Below are 24,913 nucleotides of genomic sequence, written 5' to 3' on the forward strand. Positions count from 1 at the left end.
CCATGAAGACCACTCCCACCGCCCTCGTCGCACTCTCCCTCGTCTCCGCGCTGAGCCTCGCCGCCTGCGGGTCGAGCAGCTCCGGTGACCCGCTCGGTGGCGGCGCCTCGGCGTCCGCGGCCCCGAGCGACACCATCGTCGTGGGCTCGGCCAACTTCCCCGAGTCCGAGCTGATCATGGACATCTACGCCGGCGCGCTGTCGGCCAAGGGCGTCAAGGTCTCGACCAAGCCCAACATCGGCAGCCGCGAGACCTATATCCCCGCGCTGCAGGACGGCTCGATCGACCTCGTTCCGGAGTACACCGGCGTGCTCGACAGCTACTTCGACAAGAACGCGAAGGCCACGACCTCCGACGAGGTCTACGCCGAGCTCAAGGCCGCGCTGCCGGCGACGCTCCTGGTGCTCGACAAGTCGGCGGCCGAGGACAAGGACAGCGTCGTCGTCACGAAGGACACCGCCGCGAAGTACAGCCTCAAGGCCATCTCCGACCTCGCGCCCGTGGCCAAGGACGTCGTGTTCGGGGGTCCGCCCGAGATGAAGACCCGCCCCACCGGCCTCCCCGGCCTGCTCAAGGTCTACGGCCTGACCTTCAAGGACTTCAAGGCCCTCGACGCGGGCGGCCCGCTCACCGTGCAGGCGCTCAAGAACGGTCAGGTGCAGGCGGCCGACCTCTTCAGTACCGACCCCAACGTCCCCGCCAACGGCTTCGTCGTCCTCGACGACCCCAAGTCGCTCTTCGCCGCGCAGAACATCGTGCCGCTCATCACCAAGAGCAAGTCGACCGAGACGGTCAACGGTGCGCTCAACGCGGTCTCGGCCAAGCTCGACACCACCACCCTGGCCGCTTTGGTCAAGCAGGTCGTCATCGACAAGAAGGATGCTTCCGAGGTGGCCAAGGGGTTCCTCGCGGCCAACGGGCTCGGCTGAGCCCCGGCGGAACCCGGCAGATCTGCACCACGGCACCCGGCACCACGACCACGGAGGGACAGGCATGGGCACACTGGCCGACGCCGAGACACGCATCCGCGAGGCGGCGATCCGACTGGTGCAGGAGCCCGGTGGGGGCGTGCGTGTGGAGGACTACGTCGCCACGCTCGCGGCCGCCACGGCCGAGGCGGCGCTGGCGGCGGCCGGCTTCGACGTCGAGCACCACGACCTCGTGCCCGGCTCGCTCCTGACCTACGACGCCGTCCGGGCGCGGCTGACCGGCGACCCGGTGACCAGCCCTGCCCCCGTCGGGACCGTGTGGTCCCTGCTCGAGCCCCTCGCCGGGCGGGCGGTGCCGGAGTCGGCGTTCCCCGACGCGGCCCAGCTCTACGCGCAGACCGAGCACCAGCTCATCAGCGCCGAGCCGGGCACCGTGGTCACGACGGTCGGGGCCGACCACGCACCGGCCCGCCCGCCGCTGCGCCAGGCCTACGAGCTGCGCCCGGCCGTGCTCGAGACCGAGCGGCTCTTCGGCGCTGCCGTCGCCGACCGCCACGTCGTCACGGCCACCGCCCTGCGGTCGGCGATCGACCAGACCAAGAGCGCCATCGACCCGGCCATCGCGCTGCGCCTCGCGCTCGAGGTGCTCTTCGGGGTGGCCCGGCTGGCCCCGATGAGGTCTGACGTGATCGCGACCTCCTGACGTGCGGCCGGGTGTCCTCCCCCTCCTCGCCGCCAACGTGGTCCGCCTGCTGCTCGCGGTCGCCGCCGTGGCGGTGGAGACGACGATGGTCGTGGCGGGCAGCCGCCCGGATGCCGAGCTCGAGGGGCTGCTCCTGCCGCTGGGCCTGGCGGCGGCGGTCGTCACCCTGCCCTACCTCGCGGTGACCGTGGTGGCCATCGTCGGGCTGGCGCGCGCGGGCGGGGCCGGGGTGCGCCCCACGACCGCCCTCGCCGTCGTCGACGTGGTCGTCGGGGCGGTGCTGGTCGGCGTCCTCGTGCGGGCGATGGTCATCGGCGACGCCTGGGCGAAGAGCCCGCTGTGGTTCGGGCTCGTCCCACTGGTCCTAGGCGCCCTGACCCTCGCCCTGGCGCGGAGGGCTATCCCTACGCCCGTCGCGCCCTGACCCAGCGCACTCCGCCCGAGTGCAGCGCGTATGCCGGTCAGTCGCCGCGGCGGACGGCGGCCAGCAGCATCTGGGCGACGTCGACGACCTCGACGTCCTCGCGGGCGGTGCCGCTCGCCTGCATGCCCGTCAGCCCGTCACTGATCATGACCTTGCAGAAGGGGCAGCCGACGGCGATCCGGTCGGCGCCCGTCGCGAGCGCCTCCTGCGTGCGGTTGATGTTGATCCGCGAGCCGAGCTTCTCCTCCATCCACATGCGCGCGCCACCGGCGCCGCAGCAGAAGGAGCGCTCGCCGCTGCGGGGCATCTCGCGCAGCTCGACGCCGGGCAGGGCGCCGAGCAGCTCGCGCGGCGGAGCATACACCTTGTTGTGCCGACCGAGGTAGCACGGGTCGTGGTAGGTCACGACAGGAGCGGTCGATGCGGCGCCCGCGGTCGACGCGTCGCCCGGGCGGGCGACGGGCACGAGCAGCTTGTCGCGCACCAGCCGGTTGAGCAGCTGGGTGTGGTGCACGACCTCGTACTGCCCGCCGTTCTGGGGGTACTCGTTCTTCAGCGTGTTGAAGCAGTGTGCGCAGGTCACGACGATCTTGGTCGCCTTGGCCTCGTTGAGCACCTCGACGTTCTGCGTCGCCAGCATCTGGAAGAGGAACTCGTTGCCGGCGCGGCGGGCCGAGTCGCCGGTGCACGACTCGCCCTCGCCGAGCACGGCGAAGGTGACGCCGGCGCTGTCGAGCAGCTCGGCCACGGCCCGCGTCGTCTTCTTGGCCCGGTCCTCCAGCGCGCCGGCGCAGCCGACCCAGAAGAGGTAGTCGACCTCGGTGAGGTCCTCGACGTCCTGACCCACGATCTTGACCTCGAAGGGCAGGTCCTTGGCCCAGTCGAGCCGCATGCGCGGCGCCATGCCCCAGGGGTTGCCGTTCTTCTCGAGGTTCTTGAAGAGGCCACCCAGCTCAGCGGGGAAGGCCGACTCGATGAGCACCTGGTAGCGGCGCATGTCGACGATGGCGTCGACGTGCTCGATGTCGACCGGGCACTGCTCGACGCAGGCGCCGCACGAGGTGCACGACCACAGCACGTCCTGGTCGATCACCGCATCGGGGCCGTGCGGGTTGTAGGCGCCCAGGGGCGCTGACACGTCGTAACCGGTGTTGCCGATGAGCAGCAGATCGGGCGAAGCGGCCGCCTTGACCGTGTCGGACAGGCCCCCACGCGCCTCGTCCGCGGCCAGCAGCCACGGCGCCTTCGCGTGGCTGTGGTCGCGCAGCGTGGTGATGAGCAGCTTGGGGGACAGCGGCTTGTCGGTGTTCCACGCCGGGCACTGGCTCTGGCAGCGACCGCACTCGGTGCACGTCGAGAAGTCGAGCAGACCCTTCCAGGTGAAGTCCTCGACCTTGCCGACGCCGAGCGGCACGTCCTCGTCGAGGTCGTCGACGTGCTCGAAGTCGAGGGGCTGGCCGGCGACGTGGATCGGCTGGAGCGCTCCCAGGGAGGTGCGGCCGTCGGCGTGGCGCTTGAGCCAGATGTTGGGGAAGGCGAGGAAGCGGTGCCAGGCGACGCCCATGGTCGGGGTCAGCGCGATGGTGATCATCCAGGCGAAGGAGATGAGGATCTTGACCGCGGCCACGACGACGACGAGCGCCTCGATCGTGCCGAGGCCGGTCCCGGAGAAGAGGTCGCCGATCCAGGAGGTGCCGGGGAAGTGGGTCGTCGAGGCCCAGGAGTAGTCGTCGTTCAAGGCGCCGTACCGGGCCGCCTCGGCACGTCCCTGCGCGTACTCCAGCCCACGCAGCCCGAGGATGCAGATCGTCACGCCGAGGATGGTCAGCTCGACGTAGTAGGCCTGCCAGAAGCTGCTGCCGTAGAACCGCGACCGGCGGCCGCCCTCGCCCGGGGCGCTGCGCGGGTGCTGGCGCTGGCGCACGGCCATCAGCAGCAGGATGCCTGCGAGCCCGGTCCAGGCGAAGAGCTCGGTCACCCACTCGTAGACCACCCAGTGGCCGATGAGGGGCAGCGCGAAACCGGGCGAGAAGAGCTGGCCGAAGGCCGTGAGCAGGGTGAAGAACAGGACCCCGAACGAGATCATCGTGAACCAGTGCGCCGTCGCGACGACCGGCAGCCGCGACATGCGCGTGTGGCCGAGGAACTCGCGCAGCAGCGTCGCCGTGCGGGCCGCAGGCCGGTCGGTGCGGTGTGCCGGCTGGCCCAGGCGGAAGGTGGCGACGAAGCGTCCCACCACGAGCACGAGCAGCACGGTGCCGACGAGGGCCACGGCGATGCTCACCACGGCGGCAATGATCTGGAGCACGGTCATGGCCGTCACTCTACTGTCGGGTAAGCGCCCGCTCAGCCCGGCTGTGACAGCCCTCGCAGGGGTCGGCCGGCGATCGCCTGTGTCAATAATGCCCGTCGCCTGCGGATTTTCTGTGAAGGGTTGCCTCTGGCGGGCACGGTGGCACGGTCTCACTCGTCCGGCACGTGTCGGACGACACCTGGACCACCGGAGCCCCCATGTCACCGCCCACCCGCCGACTCACCCGGCGTCCACGATCGGCCCGTGCGGTGGTCACCGCCCTGGGCGCCGCTCTCGCGCTCGTCGTCGTCGCCGGCGCGCCGGTGCTCGCAGCTGGCTCCCCCACCCCGCTCACCGGCGCGGCCGCCCGCGAGGCGGCCGCCCACGCCCGGGTCGCCGCCGCCCAGGCCGCGAAGGCCGGTGACTCTCCCGGTGAGGACGGCGACGCCCTCGAGGTCGCCGACCGCGCGGAGGAGTTCGCGCACGAGCGCTCCGCCCCCGCCGAGAGCGTCTCGGCCGCGGCCGTCCTCGCCGCCCGGGCGGCGGCCCAGCGGATGGCGCCGGCGTCAGCCCGCGTCACCGAGGTGACCACCGCCGCCTAACAACGCGAACCCGAGCGGGTACACCGACCTCGAGTGGTCGAACAGCGGGTCCGGCTTCGGCACGGTCAGCGGCCGCGTCACGGCGCTCGCGACCGACGGGCGCTGGCTCTACGCCGGCGCCGCCGACGGCGGGGTCTGGCGCTCACCGGACGGAGGCGCGACCTGGCAGCCGGTGTGGGACTCCATGCCCAGCCTCTCGGTCGGCAGCCTCCTGGTCGACTCGTCCCACGACCTGTGGGTCGGCACGGGCGAGGCCAACACCAACCAGGACTCCTACCTCGGGGTCGGGGTCTACCGCTCGGTCGACCACGGTCGCACCTACGCCCGCGTCGGTGGCAGCGAGCTGCTCAACGCGCAGGTCTACCGGCTGCGCGACGCCGGCGACGGCTGGGTCTTCGCCGCCACGAGCCGCGGCCTGTGGCGCCACCGCTCGACGACGACGACCGGTGCCTGGCAGCTCGTGCTGAAGCCCGACCCCAACCCCACCGGCTCGCCCTACCTCACCTCGATCATCACCGACGTCGTCGTGCGCCCCGGCACCTCAGGTGCTGACGTCACCGCGGTGCTCGGGTGGCGCAACGGCTCGTCCTACAACGGCTTCTACCGCTCGACCTCCGGCGGAGGGGCGGGCTCCTTCACCGCCTACGCGCCCACCGGCGCCATCGACGCGAGCGACATCGGTCGCACGACGATGCAGTATGCCGCGGACGGCTCCCGCCTCTACGCGATCGTCGAGTCGCCGCGCAAGCTGCTGGCCGGTCGGGCGACCAACCTGCAGGGCGTCTTCGTCTCGACCACCGGTGACCCCCGTGGCCCTTGGTCGCTGCTGGCCGACTCGGCCAAGCTCGGGGCCTCGGGCTCGGCTCTCGAACACGGCTCGCCGGGCTACCACGTCGGTATCCAGTCCTGGTACAACCAGGCCCTGCTCGTCGATCCAGCGGACGCGCAGCACGTCTACGTCAGCCTCGAGGAGGTCTTCCAGACCACCGACGGCGGGGCGACCTTCACCACTGCCAGCCCCTACTGGAACTTCGGACTCGCCTGCGGCACCGGCTGCCCGAAGACCACGCACCCCGACCAGCACGCGCTCGCGGCCATGGCCGACGGGCAGGTCGTCATCGGGAACGACGGCGGGGTCTACTCCCGCCCCCTGACGGTGTCCGGCTACGGCCGATGGACCGACCACAACACCGGCCTGCGCACCCTGCAGTTCTACGACGCCAGGGCTGGAGCCGCGGCGCCGGGGACGGTCGGATACTGGGGAGGGTTGCAGGACAACGGGACTGCCAAGATCGGACCCAACGGCGGCGCCGTCGAGCCGGCCGGTGGCGACGGCGGCATGGTCATCACCGACCCGCGCAGCTTTGCGCGGATGGTGGGGGAGTACACCAACCTGCTGATGTACCGCACGAGCGACGGCGGCCACTCCTACACGACCTTCAGCCCCGTCTGCGGCACCTACACCGGCGCCGACTGCGACCCGGTGGCCCGCTTCATCGCGCCCCTGGCCTCCGACGTGCACGACTCGAACCACTGGGTCGTCGGTGGCTCGGCGGTGTGGGACACCGTCAAGGGCTGGGGCACCAGCTGTGCCGGAGCGACCTGCGACTTCACCCGTGCGCACGACCTGGGTCTCGACGCGGCCGGCGGTCACAACCAGTCGACCGCCATCGCCGTGAGCGGCGTGACGACGTATGCCGGGTGGATCGGTGGTGGGGGCAACCCCGGCCCGGCCTATGCCTCGGGTATCGACACGAACTACGGCGGCACGTGGCGCCGGATCGCGGCACCCAACCTGCCGCAGCGCTACGTCGCAGGACTCACCGTCGACCCGGCCGCCCCGGCCCACGTCTACGCCGTCTACAACGGCTACTCGCGACGGTGGATCCCCGGTGGCGGCCAGGGCGTCGTCTTCGAGTCACGTGACGGAGGCAGCACCTGGGCCGACATCAGCGGCAACCTGCCCGACACCCCCGGCGACGCCCTCGCCGTGGTGGCCGGGCAGCTCGTCCTCGGCACGGACACCGGGCTCTTCACGGCGAGCGCCTCGACTCCGACCCGGTGGGCGCACGTGACGGGAGTGCCGAACGTCTCGGTCAACAACGTCACCACGTCACCCGACGGACGGGCCGCCGTCGTGGCCACCCATGGCCGTGGCATCTGGGCGGTGACCCCCCGCTGACGCCGGAGGGCAGCCCGCCCACCCCACGTCTGACCGGACTCGTCGGTCCCACCTGGGTGGGGCCGACGAGTCCGTTCGTGGTCGGCCGACCGGTCATCCGGATCGATCGGACCGCAGCAGTGCTGCAGACAGGGTCGACACCCCTGCATCCGGGTCGCGCTGCCGTTGGCCGCGCGTCAGCCGTGGCCCCGGCTTCCAGCCAGCACCGGGCCTGCGCGGTCCGCGCCTGACCCGCACCGGACTCGCAAGGCCGGCCTCACGACCGACGGAACCAGCTCCACGGCGGCGTACCCCGCAGCAGTAGCGGGTGAGACGGACTTGCCGATTGATAACTCGATCTTGGAACATGGATAACCAGATGTGAGTTCTCATGGGGGAGACCCCCCAGCACGCCCTCCGCGACGTGACGACAGAAAAGGCGAGACACACCGTGCCCATCCACGACGACGTGACCAAGCTCATCGGCAACACCCCCCTCGTGCGGCTCAACAAGGTGACCGACGGGGCGAAGGCCACCGTGGCGGCCAAGCTCGAGTTCTACAACCCGGCGAGCTCCGTCAAGGACCGCATCGGCGTCGCCATCGTCGACGCCGCCGAGGCGTCCGGGCAGCTCAAGCCCGGGGGCACGCTCATCGAGGCGACCTCGGGCAACACCGGCATCGCCCTGGCCATGGTCGGGGCGGCCCGCGGCTACCGGGTCGTGCTCACCATGCCCGAGTCGATGAGCAAGGAGCGCCGGGCGCTGCTGCGCGCCTTCGGCGCCGAGCTCGTCCTCACCGACCCGGCCACCGGCATGAAGGGCGCGGTCGCGCGCTCAGAGGAGCTGGCGGCCGAGCGGGGCGGCGTCCTCGCCCGTCAGTTCGCCAACGAGGCCAACCCGGCGATCCACCGCGCGACCACGGCGCAGGAGATCTGGGACGACACCGACGGCCGGGTCGACATCGTCGTGGCCGGCATCGGCACCGGCGGCACGATCACCGGGGTGGGGCAGGGCCTCAAGGCGCTCAACCCCGCCATCTCGATGATCGCGGTCGAGCCCCTCGAGTCGCCGATCCTCAACGGCGGCACACCGGGCCCGCACAAGATCCAGGGCATCGGGGCCAACTTCGTGCCCGAGATCCTCGACACCCACATCTACGACGAGGTGATCGACATCGACGCGGCAACCTCGGTCGCGTGGGCCCGTCGCGCCGCCACCGAGGAGGGTCTGCTCGTCGGCCTCTCCTCCGGTGCCGCCATCGCGGCGGCCGTGCAGGTCGCTCAGCGCCCCGAGAACGAGGGAAAGACCATCGTCGTCATCATCCCGAGCTTCGGCGAGCGCTATCTCTCGACGATCCTCTTCGAGGGCCTGGTCGACTGACGTGCACGACGTCAGGCACCTCTCGTCCCGCCGCCGCCCCGCCGGTGCCGCCGGCTCACTCGGCGCGCCCAGGCGGGCGAGGGGGGTCCTGACCCGTGCCGTCGTCGAGGTCGTGCAGGACATCGACGCGGCCATCGCCCGTGACCCCGCGGCCCAGTCCCGCGTCGAGACCTTCCTCGCCTCGCCGGGCCTGCACGCCGTCTGGGGGCACCGGCTCGCGCACCGTCTGTGGCGCGACCCGGCCACCCGGCTGCCCGCACGGCTGCTGTCGCAGCTCAACCGCGCGCTCACCGGGGTCGAGATCCATCCCGGCGCGACCATCGGCCGTCGCTTCTTCATCGACCACGGCATGGGGGTCGTGATCGGTGAGACGGCGATCGTGGGCGACGACGTGATGATCTACCACCAGGTCACTCTCGGAGGCCGCTCGCTCCAGCGCGTGAAGCGGCACCCGACCGTCGGGGACCGGGTGACCATCGGCGCGGGCGCCCGGGTGCTCGGCGACATCACCATCGGTGACGACGCCCAGATCGGCGCGAACTCCGTCGTCACCAAGGACGTGCCGGCGGGCTCGGTGGCCGTGGGGATCCCCGCCCAGATCAGGCAGCCCGTGCCCGGGCTGAGCGCCGAAGAGCTGCTCGACCAGAGCCCGGCGATCTGGATCTGAGGCACGGGGGGCGTCCGCCCCAGGCCCGAAACTGCCCTGTGGACAACGGATTTGGCCCCCTGGACCACTGACATGCTGGTCACACCCGTTGGCACTCGACGGCGGTGGCAGGTCAGGGGGGCAGACGGTGTTCGCAATGGATCCGCAGGCCGTGCGGTCGGTCGGTGCGAGCGTGGGAGACCTGGGCCCGTCGGCCCAGATGATCGCCCGCGAGCTCGAGAGCCTGCACCTGCCGCCGGCAGCCGACGGTAGGGGCGCCGGTCCCGAGATCGCACCGGTGCTCGCGGTCTGGTCCGACGGCCTGCGAGCCCTCGGCACCGAGCTCCTCCTGCTCGAGCAGCGGTGCGCGCAGTCGGCCCGAGACGTCGAGGCGCAGGAGGACCGGGCCCGTCACCGGTTTGCGGGGCTGTCGGCTGGGGCCGCTGGCCGATCAGTGCGCGGCGGTGTCTGATGCGGGCACCGCAGCCGGATGAGGGTGGCCACTACGCGCTGATCGGCGACGACCCTCGGGCCGTCAGGACGCTGGAGCGGAGCGTCGACGACGCCGCCCGGGGCCTGCACCGGCTGGCCGCCTCGGTGTCCGCTGCCGTGCCTCGGCTGCTCGCGGCGTGGCCCGAAGGGCCGGCCGGTGAGGCGGCCGCCCATGACGTCGGGGTCACCGCCGACTACGTGGCCCGTGCCCCCGCCGTCCTCGAGAGCGCGGCCCAGGCCCTCGGCTCCTACGCCGACGCGCTCGTGGTGGTCGGCCGCCGGGTCGAGGACCTCGGCCGAGCACACGACCTGCTGGCACCGGCCGAGGCGACCCTCGGCGGCATACCTCTGCCGCCGCCGCCCGAGCGGCTGCTCGAGTGGGAGGTCGCCGACAGCGACCTGGCTCTGGCCCGTTCGCGCAGCGGCTTCCGCTCCACCACCGAGATCGACCTGGCGTATGCCGCGCTGGCCCGTCAGGTCGAGCGGCACCGCGACGAGTGCGCCGGAGCCCTCGAGCGGCTGGCGGCCACCGACACCCTGCTGGGATCGGTGCGGGGTGCGTCGGCGCTCGCCGGTCAGCTGGTGCTGCTGACGGCGGGCGGGCTCACCGCGTTCCTGGGGCGAGCCGGTCTGTCCGCCCTCCCGACCTCGCCCGAGCAGGTGCGCGCCTTCTGGGCCACCCTCAGCAGCGCCGAGCGAGAGACGCTGGTGCGCAACGACCCTCGCATGGTCGGTGCCCTCGCGGGAGTGCCCGTGGTCGACCGCGACCGGGCCAACCGCCTGGTCCGCACGGCGGACGAGGCGCAGGGCGTGCAGCTGCTGCGGTCGGTGGGGATCGCGGTGCCCACCTCGGTCAGCGGTCTCGACGCGCTGCTCGCCCACCTGTCGCCTGCCCAGGTCGTCGCGCTCGGGTCGCTGCCCGGCCCCTGGGGCGCGGGCCGGATGCTGCTGCCCGAGGTGAAGCGGCGTCTGGGGGTCTACCGCAACGCGCTCGCGGTGGCTCGTGCCCTCACCGCCGGCCCTGCGGCCTATCTCGTGACCTACGACGCGGCCGCCTACTCCAAGCGGTCGGTCCCCGAGGGGCGGGCCGCCGTAGCCTACGGAGACCCCGACACCGCCGAGCACGTCGCGCTGTGCGTGCCCGGGCTCGAGTCGCGTGTGGCCAACCTCGACCAGGTGGGCACGGACGCGGTCGCCCTGTGGCGTGAGGCCGCAGCGGCCGACCCGGCCGGTGCGACGGCCGTCGTCGCGTGGCAGGGCTACGACGCGCCGGAGTGGACCACCGTGGCCGGGCAGGACCGGGCCGAGGTCGGCGGCGCCCTGCTCGCCGCCGATGCCCACGCGCTGACTGTCACCCACCAGGCCGGCGACCCGGTGATCACGGTCGTCGCCCACTCCTACGGCAGCACGACAGCCGGCCTGGCGCTGCAGCACCACGGTCTCGCCGCCGACGTCGACCAGGTCGCCCTCATCGGCAGCCCTGGGGTGGGCGGGTCGGCCCGCGACGTCGCCGACCTCGGTCTGCGGCCCGACCAGCTGCACGTGGCCACCGCCAGCCGAGACCTGATCCACCTCGCGTCCGACACCCTGCTGGGCGCCGACCCGCTCGACCCGGGCTTCAGAGCCCAGCGCTTCCGCGCCGAGAGCGTCGAGCGAGACGGCCCCGGGCTGCTCGACCTCATCGGCGAGAAGGACCACAGCCGCTACTACGACCCGGGGTCGGAGTCGCTCTACAGCCTGGCCGACATCGCCAGCGGGCACGCCGACCAGCTCGGCCCCCACGGCATGCTGGCGCGAGCCCCGACGACCTGGCGCGACCCGGAGCACTCCCGCGAGCCCACGGGCGGACACGAGCACGCGGTGGCGTGAGCGTCGGCGGCTCAGCCCCGCGCCTGCCCGGCGGCAGGTGTCGGCGCCGGCGCCGTCCAGGCCGACCCGAAGCAGACGAACGGCGAGGGGTGCTCGAGGTCGTCGTCCGGGCCCTCGGGGTCACGGCTGCCGTCGACCGCCTGCGCGAGGGCGCTCGCCGAGTCGGCTCCGGCGACGAGCGCACGATGGTAGTGCAGCATCGTCGCGAGGGCGGTGGCGTCGTCGACGCGCGAGACCGCACTGACGACGCAGGTCGTCCCCAGACTGAGCAGGGCGGCGGTGAGGCCCAGCACCTCGTCTCCAGGCCGGGGTGTGACGAGCCCCAGGTCGCAGGCCGCCAGCACCACGTGACCGGCGAGGCGGGCGTCCTGCGGCAGGTCGTAGGCGTAGAGGGGCCCACCGGTCAGCGTGATGCTGGAGAAGAGCGGGTTGCTGCGGTGGTGGGTGCCGTGGGCCGCGATGTGCACGAGGTCGGAGCCCACCAGGGCATCCGTGAGGACGGAGGCGACCCCGTCCTGAGCCGGCACCGAGACGGTCTCCGCGCCCGCACCCGCCCACAGGCGGGCCACGTCGAGCACCTCGCTCGCGGCGAGCGGCAGACCCGGTCCGGCCACGGCGCCGACGCGCAGCGGCGTGTCCGACAACGGCCTGCCTCTGGTGGGGGCACGGGCGGCCCCCGAGCCCCGCACCCACGACGTGGCCGAGAGCGCGACCGTCGTCGACCGCCCCCGCCGTCGGGGCAGCAGCGTCCAGGGCACCGAGGCGAGGGTGCGCGACGGCACGACGACCAGACGCGACGAGTCGGCCAGGCCACTCGGCAGCACGAGGGCATCGAGCCGCGCGAGGTCCCGCCGCAGCGAGGCTGCCACGGCTGTGCGCAGCGGTGCCGGAAGGTGCGGCCCCGAGAGCGCGTCGAGGTCGGCCAGCACCCGGGTGAGCAGGACCTCGACCTCGGCCCAGGGGCCGCGCACCTCGACGGTGCAGCGCGGTCCCCGCACCGTGACCGCGAGCAGCTGCTGGTCGAGCACGACGTAGGCCACGAGGTCGCTCCCGGTCGCGGCGAGGACCGGTCGCACCTCGCGCAGTCGCGCCTCGGGGCGGGAGCGGCCGTCACCACGCAGCTGCCACTCGCGCTCGCGCACGGCCTGCTGCAGCCGCCGCTGTCGTCGTCGCAGCCCGTCGACCCGAGCCTCCGGTGGCGCGCCGCGTAGGTCCTCCGCGACCAGCCGCAGCTCGGTGAGCAGCCCGGCCAGGCCGTCGTCGTCGGGTGGGGTGACCGCGGTGCGGCGGTGCGACATCGCCCGCCAGCGCTCGAGGGCGTCGAAGACGCGCGATCCGGAGCCCGACTCCAGGGCCAGGCGCACGTCGAGCTCGGCGAGGCGTCGCCCGTGCACCGCCATGGCGGTGCGCAGGTCGAGACTGTGGTGGCGGGCCTGCTCGCGCGCGAGGGTCGTCAGTCCCGCTCGCAGCTCGCGGCGCGCCGTCGTCCGGTCCTGCGTGGCCGTCGCGACCTGCGCCCGCACGAGGTGCTGGTGCAGGCGTGAGCTCAGCGCGTCGTCGGCGCGCCCGGCACCGGCGAGCTCGAGGAGGCTGCTCGCCTCCACCACCCGTCCCAGCCGCAGGTTGGCCTCGGCGGCCAGCAGCAGCGACCTCGGGTCCGGGGGGTCGGTGGGCGCGTCGGTGGCACCCCGGGTCACCTCCCGCACCACCCGGGTCGCACCGTGTCCTCCGGGGGGCGAGTCGAGCTGGGCCTGCCACCGGGTGACGTCGGCGCGGGTCGCCCACCCAGCGGCGCCGCGGCGGACGAACTCGCGCTTGGCCCGGGTGGAGTGCGCGACGGCCGCTTCCCAGTTGCCCTGCAGCAGGGCGAGCTGGGCGCGCTCGAGCTGGGTCTCGGCCAGGTCCTGACCGGCCCGCTCGCTCCTGAGCAGGGTGACGGCCGAGGCGAGGGAGGCCTCGGCGTCGGCGAGCAGGCCGGCCTCCATCAGCACCCGCGCGCGGTCGAGCAGCCAGACGCTGCGGGAGACGGGCACGTCGAGCGCGTCGGCCCGGGCCATCGTGTCGAGGGCCCGGGGCAGGTCGCCCGCGAGGAACTCGGCGTACCCGAGGTTGTGACGGGCCTTGAACTCCACCTGCCCGTCACCAGTGGCAGCAGCGAGCTCGATGCTGCGGGACAGGTCGGCCCGTGCCGCCGCGAGGTCGCGGCGGAAGAGGTGGACGGTGCCGCGGTTGAGCAGCAGCGACCCGCGCTCGCGCTCCGGCAGGTGCCCCTCGAGCGCGACCGCGAGGTCGAGCTCGACCAGTGAGCCCCGCAGGTCGCCCCCGCGGATGAGGATGAGGCCCCGCAGGTCGTGGGCGAGGGCGACGACCTCCGGCGTGCCGCTCTCCTGCGCCGCCAGGAGGGCGGCGGAGACCGACTCCCGGCTGCGGTCGAGGCCGTGCAGCTCGAAGTCGGAGAAGGCCAGGGTCAGCAGCAGCCGAGCCCGCCCGCGCAGGGCCGCGACGGCGAGGTCGTCGGCGTCTGAGGTCGCGGCCGGCACCTCCCCGCTCAGGAGCCGCAGACCCCGCCGGGCGAGCTGCGCCCCCCGCGCGGGGTGACCGGCGTCGTTCGAGGCGCGGGCGAGCCGGTGCAGCTCATCCGCCTGCTGGAGGTGCTCGCTCGTCGGGGGCGTCGCGACCGCTCAGATCTCGAGCGCCGGGGTGACGACCGGCCGCTGGCCGCTGGTGGGGTCACCCGGACGCAGGACCAGCTGCGCCATGCCGTGCTCGACCTGGTCGAAGACGAAGCGCCCGTCCTCGTCGGCCGTGGTGTGGTGGCTGCGGTCGCCGAGCCGCAGCTCGACCCGCAGGCCCGCACCCGGGGCCGCCCAGCCGTCGAGGCGCACCGACGCCGCGTCGACGGGGGTGATGGTGACCATGGTGGTCACCGTATCGCTCGTGAAGGTCACCGAGTGGGCCTTCTGCGCGCCGTCGACCCGGTCGAGGTCCGACCTCGACACGAGCTCTGGCGCGCCCGTGCGCTGCAGCTGGGCGACCTCCGCCTCCAGGTGGTCGAGCGAGATGGCGAACTGCACCCGCTCGACCAGTCCCGCGGGCACGGGGTCACGTCGCTCGTGCACCGCGCGCAGCACGGTGAGGGCGACCTCGTCGAGGGTGTCGATGGAGCCGGCGGCGGCGGCGTCGAGCGCGGCGTCCGCGGCATACGGGTCGAGGTGGTCGGTCATGGCTGGTCCCCCCAGTGCGGGTCGTGGTCGAGCAGGAGTCGGAGCTTGGCGAGGCAGCGCCCGCGGGTCGGGCCGATGCTGCCGACGGGCATCCCGAGGGCGAGGGCGACCGCGCCGTAGTCGGGGCGTTCGGCGAAGGCGATCACGCGCAGCAGGCTCTGGCACCGGGGCGTCAGGGCCTCGACGTGCCGCCAGAGCACCTGCCCCTCGAGCGACTGCAGGGCCACGTGGTCGGGGCCCGGCCCGGCGCGGTCGGGCAGCTGGCCGCGCTCGTCGTCGGTCGGCAGCGGTCGGTCACGGTCGGCGCGACGCACCACCCGCCAGCTCTCGCGCTTCGCCGTCGTGATCAACCAGGCGAGCACGGCGTGCGGCTCATGGATCGTCTCGGCGTGGTGCACGAGGCGCAACCAGGTCGTCTGCACGACGTCCTGCGCCGACTCGTGCTCGACGCGCTGGGCGCGCACCGTGTGCCACAACAGGGGCGTGACGAGCTCGACGAGCTCGGTCAGGCGCTGGGCGTCACCGGCCTGGTAGGCGGCGAAGGCACTCGAGGCGCGCTCCACCAGGGAGTCGGGCGGCGGGTGCACGGGCACGTCGGCGGGCACGTCGGCGGGGGTCTCGGCCGTCACGGCCGCTGCCACCCGACCTCGGCGCCGACCGCAGCCCACCCGCGGGACACCATCGCTTCCGGGCTCACGTCGTCGAGACCGCCCTGGCCCACGAGGTGCGCCGCGATCTCGCCGGCGAGCACCGGCGCGGCGAAGGAGGTGCCGCTCCAGATGCCGAAGCCGCTGGCGTAGTCGTCGGGGTCGATGGCCTCGCGCCCGTCGGGGGTCGCGATCGCGGGCTGCAGGCTGCCGTCGAAGGTGACCGGCAGGGTGGAGACGACGTTGGCGCCGGGGCGGCTGCAGCTGACCCAGTCGCCGGCGTTGGAGAAGAGCGCGACGGTGCCCGAGGGGTTGAGGGCGCCGACGCTGGTGAGGGGGACCGCGTCCCGGTGCAGGTCGGCGCCACCGGACCTCGAGGCCAGCCCGGCGGGGAACATCGGGGTAATCGTGTGGTCGTTGCCGGCGGCCGCGACGACCGCCACCCCGAGCTCGCCAAACCGTCGCAGGGTGCCGCCGAGCACGCTGCTGTAGGCGACGTCGTCGGGGCTCTCGTGGTAGTAGCCGAGCGACAGCGAGACGACGTCCACGACCTCGTCGCGGTCGCGGCGGTCCCGCGCGGTCCGACCGAGCTGGGCCCGGGCCTGCCGCACCAGCAGCATGTTGAGCGCGATGGTCAGCTGGTGCTCGTCGACCACGCCGTCGCTCGGCATCACGCGGATGGCGAGCACCCGGGCGTCCGGGCAGACCTGCCGCACGATGCCGGCGATGAAGGTGCCGTGACCGGCGTCGCGGTCGAGGCCGCCCTGGAGCGGGTCGCGGACCACGCCGGTCAGCTCGGCGTCGGGCACGTCGTCGGCGAGGCCGATGGGGTGCCCGCCGACCCACGCCCCGAGGGAGGCGTGCGGCGGCACGAGCCAGTCGTGCTCGCCGAGACCGGTGTCGAGCACCGCGACGACGGGGCGCCGTCCGGTCGTGGTCGTCGTCGGGGCGGGGGGCCGCCCCAGCCAGGTCACCGGCACACGACCTCCGAGACCGGGCCCGGGGTAGGGAGGCTGCCCGGCCCCCGGGCCGGAGAAGTAGGGCGCGCCATCGGTGCCGGGCCCCGAGAAGTAGGGCGCACCGGGGATACCCGGGCCGGAGAAGTAGGGCGAGCCCTCGACCCGGGTGGTGGTGAGCGAGACGAGGTGGTTGAGCCCGACGGTGCACTCGTCTGGGCGCTCGTCGCCGACCATCGAGCGGTACTTCTGCAGCACGGTCCAGGCATCCGGGGTGGGCGCCGACGAGTCGGGGTCGGGTCGCAGCCGCAGGCGGGTCACCCACACCTTGTCGGCGAGCTCGGCCAGCGCCGCCTCGCTCAGCTGGTCGACGTAGGCCGCGCGCTTGCCCGGCGCAGTCGGCGACGCGCCCACGACGTGACCGGTCGCCTTGGCCGCCTCGACCAGCGCCTCGAGCGCCGCTCCGGACCCCGACCCCTGCACCAGCAGCTGGTCGGCGACGTAGGCGGTGGGGTTGGGCCGGCGGCCGAGGTGGTCGACCGTCTGCTCCGGCACCAGGACGTGCCCGCGGTAGCGCTGGAGGGCGGCGTCCGCGATGGGGGGCAGCGGGGGGCGCTGCAGCTGCGCGGCGGGTCGCGGGTCGGACGGTGTGGTGCGGTAGGCCATGATCCGGATCTCCTGTCGATCGGCGGAATCCACCCCCTGCTCAGCGTAGGGCTCAGGGCAGGCCCCGGGGGGTGTCTCGGAGGAGGCGGATGCGTGCCTCCTGATACGTCGTCGGACGGCAGAGACGTCTTTCGAGAAAGTTCTCGCGGAGGTGTATCAGGTGCCCTGGGCGTGGCTCTTCCCCCTCGTCCGGCCCATCGGGGGAGTCGGAAACACCGGATGCGGCGCTCGTCGGAGGTAGCCGCGTCCCGGTGCGGCGCTGCCTCGACCTCGAGACGAGGGGCCGTGGGCCCAGGGGGGGCCTGGCAGCCACGTGGGCAGCGCCGCACCCGCACCACCGGCCTCGGTCACGGGAGGCGCCGGGCGTCTGGGAGGATGTGGGCCACCAGGTGGGTTCGCATAGTGGCCGAGTGCAGTCGCCTTGAAAGCGACCAGAGGGCAACCTCTCGTGGGTTCAAATCCCACACCCACCGCCACGCCTGCATCCGCGCCCTGCTCGTGACCACCCGGGAACGCGGCTCGGCCCGGTGGCAGGATCGGCGTCGTGACCGACTCCCTGCCCCGGCCCGCGTCGCTCACGCTGCGGAGGCGCACCGTCGACGCCTCCCGGCCGGCGGTGATGGCGATCATCAACCGCACGCCCGACTCCTTCTTCGCCGGCAACCGCCACACCGACCTCGACTCCGCCCGGAGGGCGCTCGACGAAGCGGTCGACCAGGGGGCCGACATCGTCGACGTCGGCGGCGTCCGCGCCGGGCAGGAGGGTGAGGTCGTCACCGCCGCGCAGGAGATCGACCGGGTGCTGCCCTTCCTCGAGCTCGCCCGCGCCGCCTACCCCGACCTCGTCCTCAGCCTCGACACCTGGCGCTCGGAGGTCGCGCTCGCGGCCTCGGTGGTGGGGCTCGACCTGGTCAACGACACGTGGGCCGGTCACGACCCCGACCTGGTGCACGTCGCGGCGCGCATCGGCGCGGGGTGCGTCGTCTCGCACACGGGGGGCCTGCCGCCGCGCACCGACCCGGTCGGCGTGACCTACCCCCCCGAGCCGTATGGAGTCGACGCCGACGTCCTTGCCACCCTGCGCGACGGGGCGCTGCGGGCGGTCGAGGCCGGCGTGCCGGCCAGTCGGGTGCTGGTCGACCCCACCCTCGACTTCGGCAAGACCACCGCGCACTCCCTGGTGGTGCTGCGCCACACGGCCGACGTCGTCGCGCTGGGCTACCCCGTGCTGCAGGCGATCTCGCGCAAGGACTTCGTCGGCGAGACCCTCGACCTGCCCGCCGACGAGCGGCTGGAGGGCAGCCTCGCGGCCACCGCGGTCGCAGCCTGGCTCGGCGCCACGGTCTTCCGCACCCACGACGTACGGGCGACCCGGCGGGTGCTCGACATGGTCGCGAGCCTGCGCGGTGACCGGATGCCGGTCCACGCCGTGCGGGGCGTCTCCCAGGCGGGGTGAGGTGCCTCAGCAGGCGGACTTGACGTCCACAGCGGTGCCGGTGTCGGGGGCCCTGGTCGCCGGAGCCTTCGGGGTGGGCGGGGTCGTCGGCGTCGTCCCGCTGGTGGTCGGCGGCGTGACCGGGGTCGGCGGGTTGATGGCGTCCTGGACGAGGGCGCGCATCTTGTCGAAGTTGGGTCGCGCCACGTTGATCACGTCGAAGGTGAAGGTCAGCGAGCGGATGCCGCCCTTCTGCATCCGCTCGACCAGGTCGACCCACGCGGGCAGCTCACTGATCGCCACGTCGGTCGTGATGTTCTGCTTGGCCACCTGGGCGAGCTGGGGATACTTCGAGAGCATCGTGGCGGGGTTGACCTGGTCGACGATCGCCCCGATCAGGCAGCGCTGACGGCGCATCCGCGAGTAGTCGTCGGAGAGCAGCCGCGAGCGGGCATACCAGAGCGCACGGTGGCCGTCGAGCTTCTGGAAGCCCGGCTCGATCCACCCCTCGATGCCGGCGACCCCCCCCCTGCTGGTGTGGTAGCCGTTGATGGGCAGTCGCTCGGTGTTGTTGACCTCGACACCACCCATCGCGTCGACCAGGGACTCGAAGCCGGCGAGGTCGATGATCGTCGTGTCGTCGATCGTGAGGCCCGTGATCTCCTCGAGCACGCCCCGGATCGTGGTCAGACCGGGGTTGGGATCGGTGCCGAAGAGGTCCTTGTGGCCGACGGCCTCGGCCCACGTGGCGTTCAGCAGGCACTCGTTGCCGACCCCGCGCTCGGGGCAGTGGTAGCCGTTGGGATAGAGCCGGTGCAGGGGGTTGCTCGGCGGGAACGGCACCCGCTCGAGGTTGCGAGGCAGGCTGATGAGCACCGTGGCACCGGTCTTGGTGTTGGTGCTGGCAATGACCATCGAGTCGGTGCGCAGGCCCGTGCGGTCCGCACCGGCGTCGGAGCCGAGCAGCAGCATGTTGACCCGGGGGGTCGAGGCCCACGGGTCGGCGGCGGCCACCCGTGGCGTGGCCGTCGATGTCGACTTACGCATCGTCTGGCCGGCCGCGACCGTCGTAATGACGTCGCGCTGGATCCCGACGTAGCTCACCGCCTTGGCGAGCGGCAGCACGACGAGCACGCACAGGGCCGCCGTCAGGATGCGCATCCCCGCGCGAGCCACGGGGTCGGCGTCGGCGGGGCGGGTGGCCCAGTGGGTGAGGACGATCGTGGCGACCCACACGAGCGCTGCACCGACGAGCAGGCCGGCGGTCACCAGCAGCAGGCCGGGGTCGACCGCGACCTTGAGAGCTGAGCCCAGCAGGGCCCTCGGACCTTGCGTGAGGACGAGCACCGCCACGGTGGCGACGGCGCCCGCGAGGAGCGCGAGCAGGCTCCATCCGAGGGCGCGGTAGCGGGTGCGGGTCAGACCGGCACCGGGCACGAGCGCGAGCAGGGTGAGGCCTGCGGAGCGCCGGTTGAGGTGGCGCTGCTCGCGACGACGACGGGTGCGGGCCCCACCGGAGGGGGCGCGGCGCTCATCGGGGGTCATGCGTCCTCGTCCTGGTCTGTCTCGTCGAACCGTGGGCAGCATACCTTTTGATCCCGCGTGGCCGAGGGCGTTCGGCGAGGTCACCGGGCCCGGAGCCCGTCCCCCTGCACCGGAGCGCGACCCACGAGGGTAGACGCGCGAGGAGGCAGAAAGGTTCGCTCCCCACCCGCTAGAGGCGGTCACCCCTGGCCCGGTTTGGCCCACGTGGGGGCCCCCGGTAGTGTGTGCTGGCCCAGCCTCCCGCGTCGTGGATCAGTCCATGTCGAGGCGAGCAGGGCGGTGTTGGAGGCGTCGCATAGTGGCCTAGTGCGCCCGCCTGCTAAGCGGGTTGGGGTTGAAGACCCCTCGCGAGTTCAAATCTCGCCGCCTCCGCCGAGACACCCAGCAGGCCCCACGACCTCGGTCGCGGGGCCTGCTCGCGTGGCCGCTCAGACGGTGACAGGCCGGAAGATCCAGCGCCGCATGGCCACGAACCGCACCGCCGTCGAGATGACGTTGGCGGCCGCCACGCACCCGACCTGCACGAGGGCAGGGGCGTGGGGCCAGCCGGTGCCGAGCAGCGCCAGCGCGGCGCTGGTCAGGCCCCAGGTGAGCGCGAAGACCGTCAGCGACTGCGCGTGGTGGCGGCCCAGGCCGTGTCGTCCCCGCACGCCGAAGGTCCAGGACCGGTTGGCGGCCGTGTTGAGCACCGTCGCCACCACGAGGGCGATCCCGTTGGCCACCTGCTCACCCAGTGGGCCCCGCAGGAGGGCGAAGAGCCCGAGGTGCAGCACGGTGCTCACCAGACCGATGGTGGAGAAGCGGGCGAGCTGGCCTCCGGAGCGGCCAGCCGCCGGAGCGGTCGCGCTCGTCGGGGGTGCCTGGGTGGTCACGGGTGGCCAGCCTCAGGTCGTCGCGGTGGTCGCGGCGCCGGTCGTGGTGGACGCCGACCCCGCCGCCAGGGGTGCGGTGAGGTCGTAGAACGTCGACCCGTCGATGTCGACGGCTGTGTAGCTCTGCTCGACCCAGGTGGCGATCTGGGTGCCGACGTCGCTGCCACCCGTGCTCGCCCCGCCCATGCCGCCACCGGCGAGGAAGTAGTGGATCTTGCCGTCGGCGACATCACGCTGGAACTGCGCGAGGGTGGGTGACGGGTCGCTGCCGTTGAAGCCTCCGATCGGCATCACCGGCAGCTGGGTGCCGAGCTGGAGGCCGGCTGCGGTCTGCGAGCCGACGGCCGCTGCCACCCAGGTGTAGCTCGACGCGTCAGCCGAGAGCGCCGCGACCACGGCGGTGCTGGGGGTGGTCGCGTCGAGCAGACCACCCATGCCGCCACCGCGGGCCCCACGGGCCGAGCCGGTGCCACCCTGCGTCGCCGTGCCGCCCGGTGCGCCGGTACGGGGTGCGCCCCCGGGGAAGCCACCCCCGGGGAAGCCACCCCCGGGGAAGCCACCTCCCGGGAAGCGATTGGCGGCGCCGCCCGGTGCGCCGCCGGGGAGGCCGCCCCGGCTGCCGGCGATCGAGGGTCCGGCGTCGACGATCGAGCCCGAGTGCACCCGTGACGAGACCACCGCCGTGGAAGCCCGCGCAGGCGACGACCTCGTCGGGGTGGCTGGTGGCGGCCCGGATGGCGAGGCGCGCGCCCATGCAGTAGCCGAGGACGCCGACGTGCTCGCCGGTGACACCGTCGAGGCCGTGGAGCGTCTCGAGGTAGGCGTCGATGTCGGGCAGGGCGAGGTCGGTGGTCAGCTCACCGATGCGGGGCATCGCCTCGCCGAAGAACTTCTCGCGCTCGCCCGGCGCGCGCAGGTCGGCGTGCGGCCCGACCTGCTCGACCGTGCCGCTGCGGTGGAAGACGTTGGGCACGAGCACGACATAGCCCCAGCTCGCGATGCGGTCGGCCATCGCGGCCAGCGCGGGCCGCACGCCGATGGCGTCCATGAAGAGGAGCACGCCAGGGCCGGAGCCTGACTCGGGGCGAGCGACGTATGCCTCGGCCGAGCCGCCGGGGACAGGGATGGTGATGAGGTCCATGGTCCGGACGCTACCTGCCCGGTGGACGCGCCGCCGCCGTCGGGGCGTCAGGTCGTGGTGCCGCCCTGACCGTGGTGTCGCCCGAACCCCCGCGCCGGGGTCTCGTCGGCGACTTCGGGTGCCGGCAGCCTCACCAGCGTCACAGGTCGGGGCGGCCCGGCGGGGGCCTCGTCGTACCAGGTGCCCATCTCGTCCCTCCTGTTCGTGGGGCATCGCGCTGCCGCGGGCGACCTAGCTCTGGGGCGACCACGCGAACCCCGTGGCCTCCCCGAGCGTTGCTCGGGGACGGGGTCGCTCACCGTCACCGGTCGCCACCGCTGACGCTCCCGTATGCGGCTGTGCCGGACCTGTGGCCCGGATATCGACCTGCTGGTCGCGCCACAGAGGACTCACAGAGAAGTCACAGCGAAGACCTACGCCACGCCAAGCCGAGACACTCAGGATTCCCATCATGAACAAGGCCCAGGCCAAGACCCAGAAGCTCCAGCGACCCGACGGCTCCGCTCCGCGGGTGCTCGTGGTGGACGACGAGCAGAACCTCACGGAGCTGCTCGGGATGGCGCTGCGCTACGAGGGCTGGGAGGTCAAGTCGGCCGCGAACGGCATGGGCGCCGTGCGCGCCGCCCGCGAGTTCGACCCCGACGTCGTGGCGCTGGACATGATGCTGCCCGACATGGACGGCCTCGAGGTCCTGCGCCGGATGCGCGAGCACAACGACCGCATCCCGGTCCTCTTCCTCACCGCGAAGGACGCCGTCGAGGACCGCATCGCCGGCCTCACGGCCGGTGGCGACGACTACGTCACGAAGCCGTTCAGCCTCGAGGAGGTCGTCGCCCGTCTGCGTGGGCTGATGCGCCGCACGGCGATCCTCGCGGCCGACGACAACGAGTCGATGCTCGTCGTCGGCGACCTCACGCTCGACGAGGACAGCCACGAGGTGATGCGCGGCGCCGACAACATCACCCTCACCGCGACCGAGTTCGAGCTGCTGCGCTACCTCATGCGCAACCCCAAGCGGGTGCTGTCCAAGGCCCAGATCCTCGACCGGGTCTGGAACTACGACTTCGGCGGCCAGGCCAACGTCGTCGAGCTCTACATCTCCTACCTGCGCAAGAAGATCGACGCCGGGCGAGAGCCGATGATCCACACGATGCGAGGCGTGGGGTATGTCCTCAAGCCCACCGTCTGAGGCAGGCTCCGGCCCTCGCCGGTTCTTCTTCTCGGGACGCCAGGGCTCATCGGCTCCGCCAGTGGCGCCAGTGGCGCCAGTGGCGCCAGTGGCGCCAGTGGCGCCAGTGGCGCCGAGGGCGGTCGGTGACCCCGCGGCATACGGGCTGCCGGGAGGGCCTGCACCGGACGAGCCGGTGCCACCCGTGGCGGCCGGGCGGCTGCCCCGGGCCGCACAGCCGAGCGCGTGGACCCTGCGGGCCAAGCTCGTCGTCGCCATCGTCGCCCTCTTCACTGTCGTCACGCTCGCGACCGGCGCGGCCTCGGTCTTCTTCCTGCGCGGTTTCCTCTACTCCCAGATGGACGACCAGCTGAACCGCTCGCTGGCCGACGGACGCCTGCCGGGCGGCCCGAGCGGCACCTGCCAGACCAGCGACAGCGAGTTCCGCGGGCCGGGCGACCAAGGGCTGTCGGCCTTCCAGGCGCTCGACCAGAGCGTCGTGCTCGGCTGCGCCTCCGGCTCGGGCAACCAGCGCGTGGTCCTCAGCTCGACCCAGCTCGACGAGATCTTCGTCGCCGGCTTTCGTCAGCCCACCGACGTCGACCTCGGCGGCGCCATCGGCACCTACCGCCTCGTCGCCTCACCGGCGCAGCTGACCAACCGCAGCACGGGCGTCTCGGTGCCGGGCACCGCCGTCGTCGGCCTGCCCGTCGCCTCCATCCAGCGCATCGTCGGCAAGGCGACCGCCGTCGCCCTCGGCGGTGTGCTCGGCGGCCTGCTCGTCGTCGCGGCGCTCGGCACGCTCATCGTGCGCCGGAGCCTGCGCCCGCTGGACCGGGTCGCCGCCACCGCGACGCGCGTCGCTCACCTCCCGCTCGACCGCGGGCAGGTGGCCCTGGCCGAGCGGGTCGGGCCGATGGACACCGACGAGCGCACCGAGGTCGGCAAGGTGGGCGCCGCCCTCAACGAGATGCTCGACCACGTCGACGAGGCCCTGCAGGCGCGGCAGGAGAGCGAGCAGCGGGTGCGGCAGTTCGTCGCCGACGCGAGCCACGAGCTGCGCACTCCGCTGGCCTCCATCCGCGGCTATGCCGAGCTGACCCGCAAGGAGCCCGAGCCGGTGCCCGTCTCGGTCGCTCACGCGATCGGGCGCATCGAGTCTGAGGGCAAGCGGATGAGCTCGCTGGTCGAGGACCTCCTGCTGCTCGCCCGGCTCGACGCCGGCCGGCCGCTCGAGACCGACACCGTCGACCTGACCGAGATGCTGATCAACGCCGTCAGCGACGCCCACGCCGCCAGCCCCGCGCACGTCTGGCAGCTCGACCTGCCCGACGAGCCGATCGAGGTGCGCGGAGACAGCGCCCGCCTGCACCAGATCGTCGCCAACCTGCTGGCCAACGCCCGCACCCACACCGACGACGGCACGGTGGTGCGCACGAGCCTCGCGCAGGAGGTTGATCGCGTGCGGATCTCTGTGCACGACAACGGCCCTGGCGTGCCGCCGGCCCTGCAGGACAAGGTCTTCGCGCGGTTCGCCCGCGGCGACACCTCGCGCAACCGCTCAGGCGGCAGCACCGGCCTCGGCCTGTCGATCGTCGCCGCCGTCGCCGCCGCCCACGGCGGCACGGTCGAGATGGACAGCCGCCCGGGGGACACGCGCTTCAGCGTGCTGCTGCCCGCCTGACGCCAACCCGCAGGCATTGCGTCCGCGTCCCGGAGGGTTCTAGCCCACGACGACGCGGACGCAGGGGTGGTGGCG

General features: G+C 73.1%; 22 protein-coding genes and 2 tRNA genes. 14 read left to right on the forward strand and 10 right to left on the reverse strand.

What is annotated here, in order from left to right:
- The first annotated feature begins 2 nt into the window (after positions 1 to 2).
- The 3 genes from V3N99_12460 to V3N99_12470 all read left to right on the forward strand — a co-directional run bounded on the left by V3N99_12460 (position 3) and on the right by V3N99_12470 (position 2,056).
- The gene (locus tag V3N99_12460) at positions 3 to 929 is read left to right on the forward strand and encodes an ABC transporter substrate-binding protein (GenBank protein MEO3937556.1); all 927 of its coding nucleotides are present in this window, start codon (positions 3 to 5) and stop codon (positions 927 to 929) included.
- Between the two features lie 64 nt (positions 930 to 993).
- The gene (locus V3N99_12465) at positions 994 to 1,632 is read left to right on the forward strand and encodes a hypothetical protein (GenBank protein MEO3937557.1); all 639 of its coding nucleotides are present in this window, start codon (positions 994 to 996) and stop codon (positions 1,630 to 1,632) included.
- A 1-nt stretch (position 1,633) separates the two neighbouring features.
- A complete protein-coding gene (locus tag V3N99_12470; protein MEO3937558.1) occupies positions 1,634 to 2,056 on the forward strand; it encodes a hypothetical protein in 423 nt (140 codons plus the stop codon).
- 37 nt (positions 2,057 to 2,093) lie between these two features.
- Here the strand turns inward: V3N99_12470 and V3N99_12475 are convergent, their stop codons facing one another.
- Positions 2,094 to 4,370, reverse strand: coding sequence for a (Fe-S)-binding protein (locus V3N99_12475; GenBank protein ID MEO3937559.1), 2,277 nt, complete (start codon positions 4,368 to 4,370; stop codon positions 2,094 to 2,096).
- A gap of 197 nt (positions 4,371 to 4,567) precedes the next feature.
- Here V3N99_12475 and V3N99_12480 point away from each other — a divergent pair, with 197 nt between their 5' ends.
- From V3N99_12480 to V3N99_12505, 6 genes are all read left to right on the forward strand, one after another.
- A complete protein-coding gene (locus V3N99_12480; GenBank protein MEO3937560.1) occupies positions 4,568 to 4,951 on the forward strand; it encodes a hypothetical protein in 384 nt (127 codons plus the stop codon).
- A 184-nt stretch (positions 4,952 to 5,135) separates the two neighbouring features.
- Positions 5,136 to 7,133, forward strand: a complete 1,998-nt coding sequence (locus tag V3N99_12485; protein MEO3937561.1) for a hypothetical protein — start codon at positions 5,136 to 5,138, stop codon at positions 7,131 to 7,133.
- A 430-nt stretch (positions 7,134 to 7,563) separates the two neighbouring features.
- Positions 7,564 to 8,493, forward strand: a complete 930-nt coding sequence (cysK, locus tag V3N99_12490) for a cysteine synthase A (protein ID MEO3937562.1) — start codon at positions 7,564 to 7,566, stop codon at positions 8,491 to 8,493.
- 88 nt (positions 8,494 to 8,581) lie between these two features.
- The gene (gene epsC, locus V3N99_12495) at positions 8,582 to 9,160 is read left to right on the forward strand and encodes a serine O-acetyltransferase EpsC (GenBank protein ID MEO3937563.1); all 579 of its coding nucleotides are present in this window, start codon (positions 8,582 to 8,584) and stop codon (positions 9,158 to 9,160) included.
- 136 nt (positions 9,161 to 9,296) lie between these two features.
- Positions 9,297 to 9,611 (forward strand): hypothetical protein, encoded by a 315-nt coding sequence (locus tag V3N99_12500; GenBank protein ID MEO3937564.1) that lies wholly within the window; start codon positions 9,297 to 9,299, stop codon positions 9,609 to 9,611.
- A complete protein-coding gene (locus V3N99_12505; protein MEO3937565.1) occupies positions 9,611 to 11,500 on the forward strand; it encodes an alpha/beta hydrolase in 1,890 nt (629 codons plus the stop codon). Before V3N99_12500 ends, V3N99_12505 begins: the two co-directional genes overlap by 1 nt.
- Before the next feature lie 11 nt (positions 11,501 to 11,511).
- Here the strand turns inward: V3N99_12505 and V3N99_12510 are convergent, their stop codons facing one another.
- The 4 genes from V3N99_12510 to V3N99_12525 form a co-directional block, all read right to left on the reverse strand.
- Positions 11,512 to 14,040: a CHAT domain-containing protein gene (locus tag V3N99_12510; GenBank protein ID MEO3937566.1), complete on the reverse strand. Its 2,529-nt coding sequence runs from the start codon at positions 14,038 to 14,040 to the stop codon at positions 11,512 to 11,514.
- A gap of 141 nt (positions 14,041 to 14,181) precedes the next feature.
- Positions 14,182 to 14,724: a carboxypeptidase regulatory-like domain-containing protein gene (locus tag V3N99_12515; protein ID MEO3937567.1), complete on the reverse strand. Its 543-nt coding sequence runs from the start codon at positions 14,722 to 14,724 to the stop codon at positions 14,182 to 14,184.
- Positions 14,721 to 15,353 (reverse strand): sigma-70 family RNA polymerase sigma factor, encoded by a 633-nt coding sequence (locus tag V3N99_12520; GenBank protein ID MEO3937568.1) that lies wholly within the window; start codon positions 15,351 to 15,353, stop codon positions 14,721 to 14,723. Before V3N99_12520 ends, V3N99_12515 begins: the two co-directional genes overlap by 4 nt.
- A complete protein-coding gene (locus V3N99_12525) occupies positions 15,350 to 17,026 on the reverse strand; it encodes a S8 family serine peptidase (GenBank protein MEO3937569.1) in 1,677 nt (558 codons plus the stop codon). Before V3N99_12525 ends, V3N99_12520 begins: the two co-directional genes overlap by 4 nt.
- Positions 17,027 to 17,381: 355 nt before the next feature.
- On the opposite strand from V3N99_12525, the gene V3N99_12530 reads away from it, so the two are divergent.
- Positions 17,382 to 17,469 (forward strand) — tRNA-Ser (locus V3N99_12530).
- A 68-nt stretch (positions 17,470 to 17,537) separates the two neighbouring features.
- Complete coding sequence (gene folP, locus V3N99_12535) at positions 17,538 to 18,449, forward strand: dihydropteroate synthase (GenBank protein ID MEO3937570.1); 912 nt, start codon at positions 17,538 to 17,540, stop codon at positions 18,447 to 18,449.
- Between the two features lie 6 nt (positions 18,450 to 18,455).
- Here folP and V3N99_12540 read toward each other — a convergent pair whose 3' ends face one another.
- Positions 18,456 to 19,973, reverse strand: a complete 1,518-nt coding sequence (locus V3N99_12540) for an LCP family protein (GenBank protein ID MEO3937571.1) — start codon at positions 19,971 to 19,973, stop codon at positions 18,456 to 18,458.
- Positions 19,974 to 20,257: 284 nt separating this feature from the next.
- Here V3N99_12540 and V3N99_12545 point away from each other — a divergent pair.
- A tRNA-Ser gene (locus V3N99_12545) sits at positions 20,258 to 20,345 on the forward strand.
- 56 nt (positions 20,346 to 20,401) lie between these two features.
- Here the strand turns inward: V3N99_12545 and V3N99_12550 are convergent.
- From V3N99_12550 to V3N99_12565, 4 genes are read right to left on the reverse strand one after another with little or no spacing between them, the layout of a single operon-like run.
- A complete protein-coding gene (locus tag V3N99_12550; GenBank protein MEO3937572.1) occupies positions 20,402 to 20,845 on the reverse strand; it encodes a GtrA family protein in 444 nt (147 codons plus the stop codon).
- Positions 20,846 to 20,857: 12 nt separating this feature from the next.
- Positions 20,858 to 21,280 (reverse strand): hypothetical protein, encoded by a 423-nt coding sequence (locus V3N99_12555; protein ID MEO3937573.1) that lies wholly within the window; start codon positions 21,278 to 21,280, stop codon positions 20,858 to 20,860.
- On the reverse strand, positions 21,219 to 21,986 hold the full coding sequence (locus V3N99_12560) for a dienelactone hydrolase family protein (GenBank protein MEO3937574.1): 768 nt from the start codon (positions 21,984 to 21,986) through the stop codon (positions 21,219 to 21,221). The genes V3N99_12555 and V3N99_12560 overlap by 62 nt, the downstream gene beginning before the upstream one ends.
- A 47-nt stretch (positions 21,987 to 22,033) precedes the next feature.
- Positions 22,034 to 22,174 (reverse strand): hypothetical protein, encoded by a 141-nt coding sequence (locus V3N99_12565; protein ID MEO3937575.1) that lies wholly within the window; start codon positions 22,172 to 22,174, stop codon positions 22,034 to 22,036.
- A gap of 263 nt (positions 22,175 to 22,437) precedes the next feature.
- Between V3N99_12565 and V3N99_12570 the strand changes: the two genes are divergently transcribed.
- Together V3N99_12570 and V3N99_12575 are read left to right on the forward strand one after the other, a co-directional pair.
- Positions 22,438 to 23,175: a response regulator transcription factor gene (locus V3N99_12570; GenBank protein MEO3937576.1), complete on the forward strand. Its 738-nt coding sequence runs from the start codon at positions 22,438 to 22,440 to the stop codon at positions 23,173 to 23,175.
- A 106-nt stretch (positions 23,176 to 23,281) separates the two neighbouring features.
- Complete coding sequence (locus V3N99_12575) at positions 23,282 to 24,838, forward strand: HAMP domain-containing sensor histidine kinase (protein MEO3937577.1); 1,557 nt, start codon at positions 23,282 to 23,284, stop codon at positions 24,836 to 24,838.
- Positions 24,839 to 24,913 lie beyond the last annotated feature (75 nt).

The sequence above is a fragment of the Dermatophilaceae bacterium Soc4.6 genome (assembly GCA_039889245.1).
Lineage (GTDB): Bacteria > Actinomycetota > Actinomycetes > Actinomycetales > Dermatophilaceae > Lapillicoccus.

Coding starts and splice junctions, on each gene's coding strand:
- V3N99_12460 (MEO3937556.1), top strand. CDS start 3: ATGAAGACCACTCCCACCGCCCTCGTCGCACTCTCCCTCGTCTCCGCG.
- V3N99_12465 (MEO3937557.1), top strand. CDS start 994: ATGGGCACACTGGCCGACGCCGAGACACGCATCCGCGAGGCGGCGATC.
- V3N99_12475 (MEO3937559.1), bottom strand. CDS start 4,370: ATGACCGTGCTCCAGATCATTGCCGCCGTGGTGAGCATCGCCGTGGCC.
- V3N99_12480 (MEO3937560.1), top strand. CDS start 4,568: ATGTCACCGCCCACCCGCCGACTCACCCGGCGTCCACGATCGGCCCGT.
- V3N99_12485 (MEO3937561.1), top strand. CDS start 5,136: ATGCCCAGCCTCTCGGTCGGCAGCCTCCTGGTCGACTCGTCCCACGAC.
- V3N99_12500 (MEO3937564.1), top strand. CDS start 9,297: ATGGATCCGCAGGCCGTGCGGTCGGTCGGTGCGAGCGTGGGAGACCTG.
- V3N99_12505 (MEO3937565.1), top strand. CDS start 9,611: ATGCGGGCACCGCAGCCGGATGAGGGTGGCCACTACGCGCTGATCGGC.
- V3N99_12515 (MEO3937567.1), bottom strand. CDS start 14,724: ATGACCGACCACCTCGACCCGTATGCCGCGGACGCCGCGCTCGACGCC.
- V3N99_12540 (MEO3937571.1), bottom strand. CDS start 19,973: ATGACCCCCGATGAGCGCCGCGCCCCCTCCGGTGGGGCCCGCACCCGT.
- V3N99_12555 (MEO3937573.1), bottom strand. CDS start 21,280: ATGGGTGGTCTGCTCGACGCGACCACCCCCAGCACCGCCGTGGTCGCG.
- V3N99_12560 (MEO3937574.1), bottom strand. CDS start 21,986: ATGGACCTCATCACCATCCCTGTCCCCGGCGGCTCGGCCGAGGCATAC.
- V3N99_12565 (MEO3937575.1), bottom strand. CDS start 22,174: ATGGGCACCTGGTACGACGAGGCCCCCGCCGGGCCGCCCCGACCTGTG.
- V3N99_12570 (MEO3937576.1), top strand. CDS start 22,438: ATGAACAAGGCCCAGGCCAAGACCCAGAAGCTCCAGCGACCCGACGGC.